A 14,595-nucleotide genomic window follows, 5' to 3' on the forward strand; every position below is an offset into this window, starting at 1 on the left:
GGCGATGACTTTCCGACGTGCGTGCGGTCTGTACGTTCCCAGTACGCCGTCAACGCGGAGCGGAGCGCCGGAACCACATGAGCACGCGGAACGACCACGACAGCAGCACCCCGGACCCCGAGCAGCAGCCCCGGCTCGTGGAACTCGAACCCGAGACCACCGCCGTCGTACGCGGCATCGTGTCCCTCGGCGAACTGCGGACGTTCTTCGACGAGGCCTTCGGGGCGCTCGGGCGGGTGCTGCAGGAGCAGCACGTCCCGCCGAAGAGCGCCGCGTTCGGGCTCTCCCACGGGGGACCGGGGGAGACGCTGGACCTGGAGGTCGGTTTCGTCACGGGACACGAGGTGCGCGCCGAGGGCGGGGTCGTCACCGGCGAGCTCCCCGGCGGACGGGTCGCCCGGGTGACGCATCACGGCGGGTTCGACGGGCTCGGGGAGGCCTGGGAGCGACTCGGAGCCTGGATCCGGGCGCAGGGGCTGCGAGCCGGTGAGGACCGGTGGGAGGTGTACGTGACACGGCCGACGCCGGACATGGACCCGCGGGACCTGCGGACCGAGCTCAACTGGCCGATCGCCGACTGACGACCGCACGGTCCCGCCGCGCGACGGTCAGCGCCCCGCCCCGCCCAGCCCGGGCGCTCCCCAGACCGGGAACCACCGCTCCATGTCCGGCTCGATCGCGAGGTCACCGGCGAGCAGGCCCCGGACCTGGAGCTCAAGGGCGTTGTCGCGGGCCTCGGCGCGATCGGTGCGCGGTGCGAAGGGGTAGAAGGTCCCGCGTTTGTAGACGTACACGAGCGCGAGGTCGCGCGCCCGGTGCCCGTCGGCTCCCGGAGCATCCGTCCCCGCGCCCCCCGTCCCCACTCCCTCCGCCCCCGGACTCCGCGGCCCGGCCGCCGGTGCGCGGAACGAGGTCAGGGAGCAGAGCAGATGGGGGCCGAAGCCGGCCTCCTCAAGGAGCGCGTTGACCGCGTGCAGGTCGTTGACCAGCGTGATCAGGTCCTCGGCGGGACGTCGTACGGTGAGCCAGGTGTAGCCGTACGCGTCCGAGGAGTACGTCACGGGGTACGCCGACGGTCCCGCGCCGCGGCCCTCGCCGCCGCCCGCGCCCCGATCGGGCCCGGCCACCACCTCGACGTCGAGGAGGTCCCGTACGTCTGCCTTCAGGCGCGCGAAGGCACCGCCCTCCACCGCGGCGAAGCACACCGACCCGGTGCCCGCCGGGACGAAGCCCGTGCCCGCCTGAAGGGTGAGTGCCGCGGCCGGCAGTCCGAAGAGACGGTCCAGATCGGGCCGGACCGGCCGGCTGCGCCCGAGGATGCTGTCGAGCAGCCCCACTGTCCTCACGCCCCGCCGAGCTGCGCCGAGATCCGCGTGAGCTGCTCGATCCGCTGCTCCAGGGTGGGGTGGGTGGAGAGCAGCCGGCTCAGGCTCTCCTGGGAGGAGAACGCGGGCGCGAACCAGAAGGCGTTGTACGGCTCCGCCTTCCGCAGGTCCTTCGTCGGGATCCGGGCCATCTCGCCGCTCACCTTGGTGAGGGCGGAGGCGAGCGCCGACGGGCGGCCCGTGAGGAGCGCGGCGGCGCGGTCGGCGGCCAGTTCGCGGTAGCGGGACAGGACCCGGGTCAGCAGGAAGCTGACGACGTAGACGGCAGCGCTGACCACGGGGACGAGGATCACGGCGGCGCCCAGGGTGCTGTCCCGGCTGCGGCCGAGCCCGCTGTAGAGCGCGACCCGCGTCATCATCCCCGCGAGGACGCCGAGGAACGACGCGATGGTCATGACCGCGACGTCCCGGTGCGCCACGTGCGACATCTCGTGCGCGAGGACCCCCTCCAGCTCCTCGGGCTCAAGGCGTCGCAGCAGGCCGGTCGTGACGCAGACCAGCGCGGTCCGCTCGCCGCGGCCGGTCGCGAACGCGTTCGGCACGTCGCTCTCGGCGATCGCCACCTTCGGCTTCGGCATGTCGGCCAGCGCGCAGATCCGGTCCACGGTGCCGTGCAGCTCGGGCGCCTGCTCACGCGTCACCTCGCGGGCCCCCATGCCCAGCGCGGCGATCCGGTCGCTGAACCAGAACTGCCCGACGAACAGCGCGCCCGTGATCAGCAGGATGATCGGCCAGGAACCGCGCAGCAGCACAAGCAGCACGCCGACGAAGACCACGTACAGCAGGCCGATCAGGAACATCGTCGTCGCCATGCGCGTCGCGAGCCCCCGGTCGGGGGCGTAGCGCGAGCGGGACGAGGACCGAGTTCTGGGCATCCGCGCACCCTCTTCCACGAGCGGGCGGGACCGGCCGAACCCCGGACGGGGCAGACCTTCCGCCCCCTTCTGCCAGTGTGCTCCCCCTCGCGCGGAACCGTCCGCGCCTCCCCGCGCACCGCCCCCGCACCGCCCCTCAGAACACGCCTGCGGCCCGGACGTCGCGGTAGGCCTCCAGGACGAAGTCGCCCCAGGCCGGGACCAGGTTGTCGTCCCAGGGCTTGGAGGTGTACTCCGAGCCGAGCAGTTTGACGTGGTCCTCGGTCCACGCCGAGGAGTGACGGGCGTACACGGACAGGTCGATGGCCGGGGTCCAGGCGGCCGTGCTGGGGAGGGAGGCCAGGGAGAGCGTGGCTCCCTGGTCGGCGACCATGCGGATGTAGCGGGCCACGGCGAAGATGTTGAACTCGTCGGAGGCCAGCATGTGGGCGATGGCCTGGGTGGTGGCCTCGGTGTTCGTGGCGAGCCACGTCTGCATCGAGGGGGAGACCAGGTCGGCGAAGAGGTTCTTCTCGCGCGCGGTTCTGACCGTCACCTGCCCCAGGCCGATGGACACGCTGCTGCTCTTGCCCATCACCGCGCCCTGGTAGTCGGCGGCGTCCTCGCGCGGCGACTGGTCCCGCTGCTCGGCCAGGATGATCGCGGCCACGACCTCCGGACCGAGCCGGTGGGCCGCCGCGGCCGAGCGGATCACCTCGGCACGGGTGGGCGGCCGACCGTCGTACGCTCCCGGTGCCCGTGTGGCGATGGGCAGGCGCAGCAGCAACTGGGCCTGCCCCACCCGGTCGGTGCGCGAGACCCCGGCCAGCCAGCTGCCCGGGCCGGTCAGGTCCCCCTTGAGCGGGTTGGACCAGTCGTACAGCATCTCCAGGCCCGGCTTGCGGACGTACTTGGCTTCGTCCAGGCCGCCCGGGGTGGCGGCCGCGGCCTTGGCCTGCTTGCGCAGCCCCAGCATCTCCCAGACGGACATGGGCGCATCGGCGGGGCTCGTTCCTGTCGCCCCGCCGCCGCTGAACGCCGCCGAGGGGTGACGCTCCACGAGGGCCTGCAGCGCGGGATCGGGCGGTGCCGGGCGGGCTCCGCGCGAGGCGATGAACTTGCGGCCGTAGACCTCCAGCTGGCTCTCCGGGGTCATGTTGGCGAAGGGGTAGTGCGCCATCACCGCCGCCTGATGCGCCGGCGTGGCACGGTCGCCGACCAGGCGCAGGAACCGCACGACGTGCGCCCGGCCGGGCAGCCGGCCCAGCAGCCGGGTCAGTTGGCTGCCCCGGACGATGTCGGCGAGCGTGTCGTCGAAGTCGGGGTCCCGCATGCCCGCGAGCAGGTCCAGGGCCTTGACGGCGTCGTCGGCCGTGTCCCACCACTCCAGCAGGTCTCCGGTCTCGCCGGCGCGGGAGAGGCGCTGAACGTGGGAGCGGCCCGAGCGCAGCTGCCCCGCCGCGTGCACCGCCTCATGGGTCAGGGCCCGTCTTCCCTCCGCCGTCGCCGAGGTCAGGAGCGGGCCGCCGAAGATCTCGTGTCCCCGGGTGAACGCCACGGCGCCGATGGCGCGGGCGTCCCGTTCGGCACGGGGGTCGCTGTGGACGCGGACCGCGCTCAGATCGACATCGAACGACCGGTCGAGGAGCGTCGTGAGCGGTCGCGGCAGCGCGTCCGTCGGGCCGGACGTCTCCGCCGGCCGGGTCTGCCACGCATCGCTCAGCCGCAGCGCCGCGGCCGTCGTCTCCCGCTCGGTCGTGGCAGGCGTCGTCGCGGGCCTCGGAGCCGGTCGCTCGTGGGTCATGTCGGGGGTCATCGGCGCACCTCGGCCCTTCTCCGGCACCGCGGGGCCGGTCCCGTGTCACCGCGGCCGCCCGGGTGCCGGGGGCGTACCGCGGGCAGCGACTTCATGATGCGCCGGGCGCCGTCACGGAGGCATCACGGGCGTGTGTTGCTCACCCATCGTGATGGAGTGGTGACGCTACGATCACGGCGGCCCGGGACACTGGCCATCAGCCGACCGTGAGAGGGGGGACTGGACGTGCCCGTCAGCCCCACGTTCCCAGGTGTGTACATCGACGAGGCCAAGAGCGCGGTACGGACGATCACCGGCGTGCCGACCTCGGTGGCCGCGTTCGTCGGATCGGCGGTGCGCGGCCCCACGGACCGTCCGGTGCACATCACCAGCTTCGCCGACTTCCAGCGGATCTTCGGCGGCGTGGTCGCGGGCAGCCCGCTCGGCTACGCCGTCCACCAGTTCTACGCCAACGGCGGCAGCGAGGCCGAGATCGTCCGGCTCGTCCACACCGGCGACACCGACACCTCGAAGAACGCGACGGCGGCCGTCGTCAACCTCACCGCGGGGACCGCCACCGTGCCGCTCGTCGCGCGCGGGGAGGGCGTCTGGGGCGGTCGCCTGCGGGTCCGGGTCGACTACGACACCAGCGAGACGGTGGCTTCCGGTGCCTCGCCCACCCTGTACAACCTCACCGTGTTCGACCAGGGCACGGGCGCGACCGAGCGCTACCTCAACGTCAGTTCGCGGCCCGCGGACGCCACCGCCCTGGACAAGGTCCTCGCCTCCTCGGCCCTGGTCACCGTCCCGAGGACCGGCGCGGTGCTCAATGCCGTCCCGGACGACCACGAGGCCATCGCCCCCGGCGACGCGAGCCAGGACCCGTTCGACGACGCGAAGACCGCCCGCTACACGCAGGCGTCCCCCGGCAAGGACGGCGACGCCCCGGATCTGGCCGACTACCAGGGCGGGAACAACGGGCAGGACGCCAAGACCGGCCTGTACCAGCTGCTCAAGACCGACATCTTCAACCTGCTCTGCCTTCCGGAAGCGCCGAGGACGGCCCTGAGCCCCGCGGCGAAACTCTGCCGGGACCGTCGGGCCCTGCTCATCGTCGACCCGCCCTCGACGTGGAGCGACATCAACTCCGCCGTCAGCGGCATGGCGCAGCCGCCGCTGACCGGGGACGAGGCGAAGAACGCCGCGGTGTACTTCCCCGACCTCGTCATCCCCGACCCGGCGCAGAACGGACTGCCCAAGCAGGTCCCGCCGTGCGGCACGGTCGCGGGCGTCATGGCCCGTACCGATGTCCAGCGCGGGGTGTGGAAGGCCCCCGCCGGCACCGACGCCTCGCTCGGCGGGGTGACGGCGCCGGCCATCCCGATGACCGACCTCGAGAACGGGCGGCTCAACCAGCTCGGGGTGAACTGCCTGCGGTCGTTCCCCGTGGTGGGCCCCGTGGTGTGGGGCGCCCGGACCCTGCGCGGCGCCGACCGCCTGGCCGACGAGTGGAAGTACCTGCCGGTGCGGCGACTGGCCCTGTTCATCGAGGAGAGCCTGTTCCGCGGTACCCAGTGGGTGGTGTTCGAGCCGAACGACGAGCCGCTGTGGGCGTCGATCCGGCTCAATGTCGGCGCGTTCATGAACACCCTGTTCCGGCAGGGGGCCTTCCAGGGCGCGACCCCGCGCGAGGCGTACCTGGTCAAGTGCGACCGCGAGAACAACCCGCAGAACGACGTCGACCGCGGGATCGTCAACATCGTCGTCGGCTTCGCGCCGCTCAAACCGGCCGAGTTCGTGATCATCCACATCGAGCAGCTCGCCGGGCAGCTGCAGGTCTGAGGAGAGCGAGACGATGGCAACCACCGCGCGGGTCGACCCGCTGAAGAACTTCCGCTTCCGGGTCCGCTACAGCGACAGCACCGAGCCCTTCCTCGGCGTGCACAAGGTCACCGGGATGAAGCGGACCGCCGAGGTGATCAAGCACCGCAGCGGCGGGGATCCCGCTTCGAGCACCAAACTGCCCGGCCGGGTCGAGTACGACCCCATCGTCCTCGAACGCGGCGTCACGGTGAACGGCCACGACTTCGAGAAATGGGCCAACAAGGCGTGGAGCTTCACCAATTCCGCCCGTGGCCGGGAGACGTCCCTGAAGGACTTCCGCCGGGACCTCATCATCGACGTGTACGACGAGACCGGCCAGAAGGTGCTCTCGTACCACGTCTTCAACTGCTGGGTCTCGGAGTACCAGCCGCTGTCCGATCTCGACGCGAACGCGAACGCCGTGCTCGTCCAGCACATCCGGCTGGAGAACGAGGGCTGGGTCCGGGACCTGGACCTGCCCCCGGCGGCCGAGGTCTCGTTCGACGACCCGGCGGTGTGACAGGTGCGGGCGCTCACGCAGGACAGGCTCCTGCACGAATGGGAGGCGGGTGCCGGCCAGGGCCCCGTCGTCCGCGCCGTGGCGCTCGCCGCGGCGGCGGGCGGGCACACCTTCGCGGAGGCCAGCGACCTGCCGCTGGGAACGCGCGACGCGCTGCTCGTCGACGTACGCGCCGCCTGCTTCCCCGGCGACCTGGAATGCCTCGCCCGCTGCCCCGGCTGCGGGGAGGAACTGGACGTGTCCGTGCCCGTGTCCGACCTGCGCCTGCCCGCCCCCGAGCGGTACGAGGCGACGCTGGTGACCGACGGCGGAACGCACGTGCGCTACCGGGCCCTGACGAGCCGGGACGTGCTGGCCGTCGCACCACAGGCCCCGGACGCCCGGCGCCGACTGGTCGGCCGGTGCGTCCTGGAGGTGGACGGCGCACCGGCCGCGGGAGAACCGGCCGACGAGGTCGTCGAAGCGGTCGCGGCCGCCCTGACCGAGGTGGACCCGCGGGCAGACGTCCGGCTGGCCCTGACGTGCGCGCTGTGCGATCACGCGTGGGCGGCGCCGTTCGACGTGCCCGCCCACGTCTGGGCGGAGGTCGACGCCTGCGCCCGCGGCCTGCTGGCCCACGTACACGCCCTGGCGCAGGCGTACGGCTGGTCCGAGCGGGACATCCTGGCCCTCAGCCCGGCGCGGCGCCGCTTCTACCTGGAGGCGATCGGCGCATGAGCGATCTCGTCGACCGCCTCCTCGGCGTACCCGACCCGGCAGCCGTCCGGCCCCGGCCGCCCTCCTTCTTCGATCCGCCCCATGTCCCGGCCGTCGCGCTCCACCCGGACGAGGGCCAGGGCCCGGACGGCGACGGCCACGGACCCGCGGCCGGTTCGGCGGCGCCGCGGCCGGGGACGCCGTCGGAGGCGCCGGCCGGGCACACGGTGCCCGAGCAGGCTCCGGCCCCGCCCGCACGCCCTTCGGGCGGAGCCGGGCGAGGGCAAGGTGGCGGGGACCCGCGGAGGACCGGAGCTCCCGTCGGACCGGCGGAGCGTCCACCCTCCGACACGGAAGGGCCTTTCCCGGTCCCGCCCCCCGGTGCGCGAGGAGCCGGCAGCACGGCTGCGAACCACCCTCACGGCGAGGCCGCCTCCGAGGGCCGGCGGTCCCTTCGCCGTGCGGCGCCGCCGCCCCCGGCCGGGTCCGCCCCCGCCGCACAGCCGCGGACTCCGGCCGCCGGCAGCCCCCGGTCGTCCGTCCCGTCCTCCCCGGCCGGACGCGGTACGGCGCGCCGCACCCCCGGACCCGCGTCCCCGGGCGCCGCCTCCCCGCCGGAGGAGACCACCGTCCACATCACCATCGGACGCCTGGAGATCCGCTCCGCTCCGGCCCGCCCGGCCCCTGCGGCCGCCCCGGCCCGCCGCCCCGCCCGCGAACCGGCCGTCCCGCTCGACGAGTACCTGAGCCGTCGCTCGGGCGGTGCCCGATGAGCGACGCCCGGGCCGTCGAGGCCGTCACCGAGACGCTGCGCGCCCTCGTCAACGACGCGGTCAAGAGCGTCCCGCCCCACGCGACCGCGGTGACCATGCCACCGGACAAGGCAGCGGCCGCCCAGCAGACACACGTCAACCTGTTCCTCTACCAGACGAGCATCGCCCCGAACCTGCGCAACGAACCGTACGGCGGGCTCACTCCCGGCGAGAGCGGCGAGCCCCCGCTCCCGCTCGTGCTGCGCTACCTGCTCACCCCTTACACCCAGGACGGCGACGACGTCGTCGCCCACCGGCTGCTCGGCCTCGCCCTCCAGAAGCTCCACTCGGTACCCGCGCTGACCCGCGACGAACTGAACCAGACCGCCGCCTACAGCAACGTCTCGCGCCAGATCGACTGCCTGCGCATCACATGGCACTCCGTCGAGGAGAAGGACATCTACTCGTTGTGGAGCGTCTTCCAGACGCCCTACCGGCTGAGCGCCGCCTTCGAGGTCCGGGCCGTGCTGATCGACTCCACCCGCCCGGCCCGCACCCCGGTCCCGGTGCTCAACCGCGGTGAGGACGGCCGCGGCCCGCAGGCCGTCGCCGACATCCGGGCGACCACGCCCCGGATCGACGCGGTGCGCCACCCGGCCGGCCAGCCCGCGGCCCGGGTCGGGGACCGGGTCGAGTTGCACGGCGCCCATCTGTCGGCCGTGCGCCAGGTGCGCCTGACCCACCTGATGACGGGCAAGGTCGTCGACGTACCGCTGACCACCGCCCCGCCACGGCACGACCTGATCGCCCTGACCCTTCCGGGCACCGTCTCGGCAGGGGTCTGCGCGGTGACGCCGATGGCCGGCGCACCACCCGCCGAACTCCCGGTCCCACCCGCGTACCTGGCCGTCGCCCCGAAGATCACGAACACCATGCCGCTCACCGTCGCACGGGACGGCCACGGAGACGCCGACGTGCGGCTCGACGTCGACCCACCGCTCGTCGAAGGCCAGCAGGTCCTGCTCCTGCTCGGCGGGAACAGCCACCGCGCCCGCAGCGCCGTCGGCGGCGCCGCCGAGTTCACGGTGCGCGAGGCCCCTCCGGGCGACCACCTCGTACGCCTGCGCGTCGACGGGGTCGACAGCCTCCTGGTCGCCGACCGCACGGCGGCACGGCCCGTGTACGACCCCACGCAGCTGCTGACGGTGACCTGATGCCCGAGACCGAACGGCCCGCACCCGGGCCCCCGACCGCCGTTCGCGGCGAGGAATGGGAGCGGCGGAACGCCGAGTTCCTCTCCGCCTCCCTGGACTGGCTGCGCATCCTGCTGCGCCGCTACGCGGAAGACCGGACGGGAGCGCGGGACGAGGCCGGGCCCGAGGACCCCACGGAGCCGGAGTGCGGCCCCCGCGACCGGGCCGGCGAACCGACGCCCCCCGCCGAGCCGCGGGCGTCCCTGCCCTGGGGCAGGCGGCGGCAGACTCCCCACGCCCCGTCCGGAGAAGCGTCAGGCAGCGGCCCCGACACCCCCGCCCGCACGGGCGCCCGCGTCGCCACGGGCCCCGCCGGCGGCGACGAGCTCGCCGCCGCGGCGGCCAGGGTCGCGGCGGCCGAAGCCGCCGTGCCCGCCCCGGCCCTCGTCGTCCTCGCGCAGAGACTGGGACTGAGCCGGTTCGAGCGTGACGTGCTGCTGATGTGCCTGGCCGAGGAGATCGCACCGGCCATGGGCGGGCTGTTCGCCGCCGCCCACGGCAGCCAGGCCCTGGCCCACCCCACCCTCGGGCTCGCCCTCGCCGCGCTGCCCGACCCGTCCTGGGAGGCCGCGTCGGCCCACGGCGCCCTGCGTTTCTGGCGGCTCGTGGAGATCAGCCGGCCGGCCGGAGCGGCGCTGGTGACGAGCCCGGTACGGGCCGACGAGCGGATCGTCGACTACGTCAGGGGCCTCGACTACCTCGACGAGCGTCTGTCCGCGCTCGTCACCCGGCTGCCGGCGGCGCCGTCAGCACTGCCCGCCTCCCAGCAGCGCGCCGTCGCGCGGTGCACGACCGCCTGGGAACGCTCCCCGGCCGCCCCGCCCGTGGTGCGGCTGACCGGGGGCCGGCCGGGCAGCAAACAGGTCGTCGCGGCCTGTGCCGCGGCCGAGTTCGGGCTGACCCTGTACCGGCTGCCGGCACCGGCGCTGCCCGCGCACCCCGACGAACTCGACCGACTCGTCCGGCTGTGGGACCGGGAGGCGGCCCTGCTCCCGCTGGCGCTCTACCTCGACGCGGACGACGACACCCACGACGCACCCGTCGCCGACGACACGACCGCCGCCTCACTCGTCGGCCGTTTCCTCTCCCGGAGCAGGATCCCGGCGTTCCTCGGCTCCCGCGACGCCCATCCCCGCCTCGCCCGCCCGGCGGTCGACGTCGAGGTCACCCCGCCCACCTTCCACGAGCGGGCCGAGGCCTGGCGCGAGGCCCTCGGAGCCGACGCCGACGCGGTGCACATCGGCCTCCTGGCGGGGCAGTTCGCCATGGACGTCGCCGCGATCGACGAAGTCGCCCGGTCGAGCGAGCCGGGCCGCGTCTGGGACGCCTGCGTGGCCCGAGGCCGGTCCCGTCTCGACGGCCTCGCCCAGCGGCTGCGCCCCGACGTCGGCTGGGACGACATCGTCCTGCCCGACCAGACGCACACCCTGCTGCGCCAGATCGCCGCCCAGGTGTCCCGTCAGGAGACGGTCTACGAGACCTGGGGCTTCGCCGGGCGGCTCACCCGCGGCCTCGGGGTGACCGCGTTGTTCGCCGGGCCGAGCGGCACCGGCAAGACCATGGCCGCCGAGGTCCTCGCCCACGAACTGGGCCTGGACCTGTACCGCGCGGACCTGTCGGGCGTGATGAGCAAGTACATCGGCGAGACGGAGAAGAACCTGCGCCGCCTCTTCGACGCAGCCGAGGCCGGGGGAGCCGTACTGTTCCTGGACGAGGCCGACGCACTGCTCGCCCGGCGGAGCGAGGTCAAGGACGCGCACGACCGGTACGCCAACGTGCAGACCGACTACCTGCTGCAGCGGATGGAGTCCTACCGGGGACTGGCCATCATGGCCACCAACATGCGCCAGGCGCTCGACGCGGCGTTCGTCCGCCGTCTCCGGTTCGTCGTCGACTTTCCCTTCCCCGACGCCGGGCACCGCCGCGAACTGTGGCGCCGGGCCTTCCCCGAGCACGCGCCGGGCCGGGCCGCCCTCGACTACGACCGCCTCGCGCAACTCGACGTGAGCGGCGCCATGACCCGCAACATCGCCGTCAACGCGGCGTTCCTCGCCGCGTCCGGCGGGACCCCGATCACCATGCCGCACGTGCTCCAGGCGGCCCGGGAGGAGTTCCGCAAGCTCCAGCACCCGGTGCGGGAACGGGACTTCGCCTGGCCGTATCCGCAGAACCCGCTCAAGGAGGCGCTGTCATGAGGGTCGAGGTGCATGTCGATCGGCTCGTCGTCGACGCCACGGACGGCGACGCCCGCGCCCTGGCCGGCAGCGGCGAGCAGGCCTTCCGCGCGGCGCTCACCGCCGAACTGGCCGGACTGCTCGGCCCGTCCGCGGGCCTCAGCTCGTACGAACGCGCCCGGGCGGCCGTCACGCTCGCACCGCGCGAGGCCTCGTCGGGCGCCGACTCCTACGGGCGGGCGGTCGCCCGGTCCCTGCACGCCGCACTCGTCGACGGGCGACAGCGGACGGGCGGAGGGCACGGATGACCGGCTTCCCCGGGGCGGCCCGCGCCGTGCGCGGCGGATTCGTCCTCCTCGACGCCGCGACCGCCCGGCCGCTGCGGACCGTTCCCTTCCAGTTCAATCCCGACTCGCTGACCAGGACGGTCCAGCCGCAGGGCATCGGGCCCGAACCCGGGGACCGGCTGGAGGCGCTGCGTCTGAAGGGGCCCCCGCACGAGACGTACAAGTTCGAGGCCGAATTCGACGCCGCCGACCAGCTGGAGGATCCCGACGGCCACCCCGTCGAGGCCGCGAGCGGCCTGCTGCCCGTCCTGTCGGCCCTGGAGAGCGCCTTCTACCCGAGCGTCGGGCAGCTCCTCGAAGAGGAGCGGATGGCCTCCTTCGGCATGATCGAGGTGGCGCCGGTGGAGGCACCGCTCACCGTGCTCGTCCTCGGCAGCAGCCGTGTCCTGCCCGTCCGGATCACGGAGTTCACCGTGACGGAAGAGGCCTTCGACACCTCACTCCACCCCATCCGGGCCAAGGTGTCCGTCGGCGCCCGCGTCCTGACCACCGACGACCTCGGCTTCCGGCACAAGGGCGGCCTGCTCTACCTCCAGCACCACCTGAGCCGGGAGGCCTTCGCCGACCGGATCACGCGCACCCCCTCCGACCTCGGCCTGCCGAGCCTGTGAAGGAGCGGACATGTTCGCCGCCACCAGCCGCTACGCGCACGTCCCCACCGCCGTTCTCCGGCTTCCCGACGGCCGCCAGGTCACCTATGTGCGCCGGCGCCTCCCGCCCGACCCGGACACCCTGACGACGCTCTCCGTCCACACGGTCGCGCCCGGCGAGCGACTCGACCACATCGCCGCCCGGGAGCTCGGCGACCCCGCCCAGGCCTGGCGGATCGCCGACGCCCACCGCGTCCTCGACCCCCGGACCCTGACACGGCCGCCGGGCCGCCGACTGCGGATCACGCTGCCGGCCGGCCTGCCCCAGGGCGGGAGCGCCCTGGACACGGGCGGTGGTCTCGGTGGCTAGCAGCCTGCGCCTGATGCTCCTGATGGGCCCGCTGATCGCCGTACCGGTGCCCGCCCCCCTCACCGACGCCCTCCAGTCGGTGAAGGTCACCACCTCGGCGCAGCAGAACAGCGGATTCCAGCTGACCTTCGCCGTCAGCAGCCGGTCGCTCATCCAGCAGGCACTGCTACCGGCGGGCTTCTTCGATCCCGGGATCCGCGTGGTGGTCGTCGCCGTCGTCGACGGCTTCCCGTCCGTCCTGATGGACGGCGTCATCACGCAGCAGGACATGGCGCCGAGCGCCGACCCCGGCGCCGCCACCCTGACCGTCACCGGCGAGGACCTGTCGGTCCTCATGGACATGCGGCACGAACGGGAGTGCTACCCCGGCCTCCCGCAGAACCTGCGCGCCATGACCATCTGTGCCAAGTACGCGATGTACGGCATCGTCCCGGTCGCCGTCCCGCCCGTGATGACCGACCTGCCGGACCCCGTCCGGCACATCCCGATCCAGTCCTCCACCGACCTCGCCTACCTCAAGAGCATGGCCTCCGAGGTGGGGTACGTCTTCTTCATCGAGGCGGGCCCGCTGCCGGGGGCCAGCATCGCCTACTGGGGGCCGCAGGTGCGGGCCGGGCTCGTCCAGCCGGCGCTGACCGTGGGAGCCGGGGCGGCGTCGACGGTGGAGTCGCTGTCCTTCACGTACGACGGGCTCTCGCGCACCCAGTACACGATCGGGCTCACCGAGCCCACCAGCAAGATCCAGATCGATCTGCCCGTGCCCGACATCAGCCTGCTGCACCCGCCGCTCGCGGCACGCCCCGCCGTCACCCTCAAGCAGGAGCCGCTGCCCGACGTCAGCGACCGGTCGGTTCCCGAGGCGCTGCTGCTGGGACTGAGCCGGACCTCCGCTGCCGCCGACGCCGTCCGCGGCAGCGGAAAGCTCGACGTCCTGCGCTACGGGCACGTGCTGCGCGCCCGCCACCTCGTGGGCGTGCGCGGCGCGGGCGTGGCCTACGACGGCCTCTATTACGTCTCCAGCGTCACGCACGACATCAGACGCGGCGAGTACAAGCAGAGTTTCTCCCTCACCCGCGACGGCCTCGTCGCTCATACCCCGGTGGTGATCCCGTGACGACGGATGCGAAGAAGTACCACGGCCTGTACAAGGGCGTGGTCGTGTCGAACGTCGACCAGCTGCGTGCGGGACGGCTCCTCGTCCGCGTCTCGGACGTGCTCGGCAACGATCCGTGCATCTGGGCGAGTCCGGCGACCCCGCTGGCCGGACTCGCCAGCGGCATGTACGTCGTCCCCCTCCCCAATTCCGGCGTCTGGGTGCAGTTCGTCGACGGAGACATCAACCGGGCGGTGTGGACCGGCTTCTGGCGCGGCGGGGCGGGTGAACTGCCGCTCGCGGCGCAGGCGGCGCCCGACGGCACACCGCAGGTGGTCATCGGCACACCGGCCCAGACGTGTCTGCTGCTGTCCGACGCCCCCGGGCAGACCGGAGGCATCCTGCTCCAGCTCAAGGGTCCGGCGGGCCCGTACATCCGGATCCACGAGGGCGGCGTCGAGATCGGAGCCTCGGCCGCCGGACCGACGATCAAGGTGACGCCGGGCGGGATCGACCTCGGCAACGGCGCACTCACCGTCCTGCCGGGGTGAGCGCGATGCCCGGTCACCTCGTCACCACGGCCACCACCCTCACCTGCGGGCACGCCGGCACGGTGCAGGACACACCCGCGCAGACCAGGGTCCTCGTCGACGGAGCCCCGCTCGCCACCGTCCTGGACCAGCTGCTGGTCACCGGCTGCCCGGGGGTGAGCGGTTCGCCGCCGTGCTCGAAGGTCGTCTGGTCGGGGGTCGCGGCACGCCTGCTCGCGAGCGGCCAGGGCGTACTCGTCCAGACGGTTCCGCCGGCCGGACCGGTGCCCGGGGACGGGCAGTGCGTCGGGCCCCCGCCGACCCTGCCGCTCGTGTACGCGGTCCAGCTCCGGGCGACGGCGGTGTGAGCGGC

The 14,595-nt window shown here is 73.6% G+C and carries 16 protein-coding genes; 13 read left to right on the forward strand and 3 right to left on the reverse strand.

Annotated elements, in window-relative coordinates; genetic code table 11:
* Positions 1 to 77 precede the first annotated feature (77 nt).
* Positions 78 to 581 (forward strand): GyrI-like domain-containing protein, encoded by a 504-nt coding sequence (locus AB5J54_RS37435; protein WP_369148399.1) that lies wholly within the window; start codon positions 78 to 80, stop codon positions 579 to 581.
* A 27-nt stretch (positions 582 to 608) separates the two neighbouring features.
* Here AB5J54_RS37435 and AB5J54_RS37440 read toward each other — a convergent pair whose 3' ends face one another.
* From AB5J54_RS37440 to AB5J54_RS37450, 3 genes are all read right to left on the reverse strand, one after another.
* Positions 609 to 1,337: a hypothetical protein gene (locus AB5J54_RS37440; RefSeq protein WP_369149579.1), complete on the reverse strand. Its 729-nt coding sequence runs from the start codon at positions 1,335 to 1,337 to the stop codon at positions 609 to 611.
* A 5-nt stretch (positions 1,338 to 1,342) separates the two neighbouring features.
* Complete coding sequence (gene htpX, locus AB5J54_RS37445) at positions 1,343 to 2,260, reverse strand: zinc metalloprotease HtpX (protein ID WP_369148400.1); 918 nt, start codon at positions 2,258 to 2,260, stop codon at positions 1,343 to 1,345.
* Between the two features lie 136 nt (positions 2,261 to 2,396).
* The gene (locus AB5J54_RS37450) at positions 2,397 to 4,055 is read right to left on the reverse strand and encodes a DUF4157 domain-containing protein (protein WP_369148401.1); all 1,659 of its coding nucleotides are present in this window, start codon (positions 4,053 to 4,055) and stop codon (positions 2,397 to 2,399) included.
* A 252-nt stretch (positions 4,056 to 4,307) separates the two neighbouring features.
* Between AB5J54_RS37450 and AB5J54_RS37455 the strand changes: the two genes are divergently transcribed.
* Genes AB5J54_RS37455 through AB5J54_RS37510 form a run of 12 tightly spaced genes read left to right on the forward strand, consistent with a single transcriptional unit; the run spans position 4,308 to position 14,590 of the window.
* Positions 4,308 to 5,876 (forward strand): phage tail sheath C-terminal domain-containing protein, encoded by a 1,569-nt coding sequence (locus tag AB5J54_RS37455; protein ID WP_369148402.1) that lies wholly within the window; start codon positions 4,308 to 4,310, stop codon positions 5,874 to 5,876.
* A gap of 13 nt (positions 5,877 to 5,889) precedes the next feature.
* Positions 5,890 to 6,417 (forward strand): phage tail protein, encoded by a 528-nt coding sequence (locus AB5J54_RS37460; RefSeq protein WP_369148403.1) that lies wholly within the window; start codon positions 5,890 to 5,892, stop codon positions 6,415 to 6,417.
* A 3-nt stretch (positions 6,418 to 6,420) separates the two neighbouring features.
* Positions 6,421 to 7,134, forward strand: a complete 714-nt coding sequence (locus AB5J54_RS37465; RefSeq protein WP_369148404.1) for a hypothetical protein — start codon at positions 6,421 to 6,423, stop codon at positions 7,132 to 7,134.
* The gene (locus AB5J54_RS37470) at positions 7,131 to 7,886 is read left to right on the forward strand and encodes a hypothetical protein (protein ID WP_369148405.1); all 756 of its coding nucleotides are present in this window, start codon (positions 7,131 to 7,133) and stop codon (positions 7,884 to 7,886) included. Before AB5J54_RS37465 ends, AB5J54_RS37470 begins: the two co-directional genes overlap by 4 nt.
* Positions 7,883 to 9,079 carry a DUF4255 domain-containing protein gene (locus AB5J54_RS37475; protein ID WP_369148406.1) on the forward strand — a complete coding sequence of 399 codons (1,197 nt, stop codon included), beginning with the start codon at positions 7,883 to 7,885 and terminating at the stop codon, positions 9,077 to 9,079. The genes AB5J54_RS37470 and AB5J54_RS37475 overlap by 4 nt, the downstream gene beginning before the upstream one ends.
* Positions 9,079 to 11,313, forward strand: a complete 2,235-nt coding sequence (locus AB5J54_RS37480) for an ATP-binding protein (RefSeq protein ID WP_369148407.1) — start codon at positions 9,079 to 9,081, stop codon at positions 11,311 to 11,313. The genes AB5J54_RS37475 and AB5J54_RS37480 overlap by 1 nt, the downstream gene beginning before the upstream one ends.
* The gene (locus AB5J54_RS37485; protein WP_369148408.1) at positions 11,310 to 11,600 is read left to right on the forward strand and encodes a hypothetical protein; all 291 of its coding nucleotides are present in this window, start codon (positions 11,310 to 11,312) and stop codon (positions 11,598 to 11,600) included. Before AB5J54_RS37480 ends, AB5J54_RS37485 begins: the two co-directional genes overlap by 4 nt.
* Positions 11,597 to 12,250, forward strand: coding sequence for a hypothetical protein (locus tag AB5J54_RS37490; RefSeq protein ID WP_369148409.1), 654 nt, complete (start codon positions 11,597 to 11,599; stop codon positions 12,248 to 12,250). The genes AB5J54_RS37485 and AB5J54_RS37490 overlap by 4 nt, the downstream gene beginning before the upstream one ends.
* 10 nt (positions 12,251 to 12,260) lie before the next feature.
* A complete protein-coding gene (locus AB5J54_RS37495; RefSeq protein WP_369148410.1) occupies positions 12,261 to 12,599 on the forward strand; it encodes a LysM domain-containing protein in 339 nt (112 codons plus the stop codon).
* Positions 12,592 to 13,713, forward strand: a complete 1,122-nt coding sequence (locus tag AB5J54_RS37500; RefSeq protein WP_369148411.1) for a hypothetical protein — start codon at positions 12,592 to 12,594, stop codon at positions 13,711 to 13,713. Before AB5J54_RS37495 ends, AB5J54_RS37500 begins: the two co-directional genes overlap by 8 nt.
* Positions 13,710 to 14,243: a phage baseplate assembly protein V gene (locus AB5J54_RS37505; RefSeq protein WP_369148412.1), complete on the forward strand. Its 534-nt coding sequence runs from the start codon at positions 13,710 to 13,712 to the stop codon at positions 14,241 to 14,243. The genes AB5J54_RS37500 and AB5J54_RS37505 overlap by 4 nt, the downstream gene beginning before the upstream one ends.
* Before the next feature lie 5 nt (positions 14,244 to 14,248).
* Entirely contained in the window at positions 14,249 to 14,590 is a 342-nt protein-coding gene (locus tag AB5J54_RS37510; RefSeq protein ID WP_369148413.1) for a hypothetical protein, read from the forward strand.
* The last annotated feature ends 5 nt before the right edge of the window (positions 14,591 to 14,595 follow it).

Source organism: Streptomyces sp. R44 (assembly GCF_041053105.1).
Lineage (GTDB): Bacteria > Actinomycetota > Actinomycetes > Streptomycetales > Streptomycetaceae > Streptomyces.

Excerpts from the sequence above, each read along its gene's own strand:
- htpX (WP_369148400.1), bottom strand. The coding sequence starts at position 2,260 with ATGCCCAGAACTCGGTCCTCGTCCCGCTCGCGCTACGCCCCCGACCGG.
- AB5J54_RS37435 (WP_369148399.1), top strand. The coding sequence starts at position 78 with ATGAGCACGCGGAACGACCACGACAGCAGCACCCCGGACCCCGAGCAG.
- AB5J54_RS37470 (WP_369148405.1), top strand. The coding sequence starts at position 7,131 with ATGAGCGATCTCGTCGACCGCCTCCTCGGCGTACCCGACCCGGCAGCC.
- AB5J54_RS37510 (WP_369148413.1), top strand. The coding sequence starts at position 14,249 with ATGCCCGGTCACCTCGTCACCACGGCCACCACCCTCACCTGCGGGCAC.
- AB5J54_RS37490 (WP_369148409.1), top strand. The coding sequence starts at position 11,597 with ATGACCGGCTTCCCCGGGGCGGCCCGCGCCGTGCGCGGCGGATTCGTC.
- AB5J54_RS37450 (WP_369148401.1), bottom strand. The coding sequence starts at position 4,055 with ATGACCCCCGACATGACCCACGAGCGACCGGCTCCGAGGCCCGCGACG.
- AB5J54_RS37495 (WP_369148410.1), top strand. The coding sequence starts at position 12,261 with ATGTTCGCCGCCACCAGCCGCTACGCGCACGTCCCCACCGCCGTTCTC.
- AB5J54_RS37475 (WP_369148406.1), top strand. The coding sequence starts at position 7,883 with ATGAGCGACGCCCGGGCCGTCGAGGCCGTCACCGAGACGCTGCGCGCC.
- AB5J54_RS37485 (WP_369148408.1), top strand. The coding sequence starts at position 11,310 with ATGAGGGTCGAGGTGCATGTCGATCGGCTCGTCGTCGACGCCACGGAC.
- AB5J54_RS37480 (WP_369148407.1), top strand. The coding sequence starts at position 9,079 with ATGCCCGAGACCGAACGGCCCGCACCCGGGCCCCCGACCGCCGTTCGC.
- AB5J54_RS37460 (WP_369148403.1), top strand. The coding sequence starts at position 5,890 with ATGGCAACCACCGCGCGGGTCGACCCGCTGAAGAACTTCCGCTTCCGG.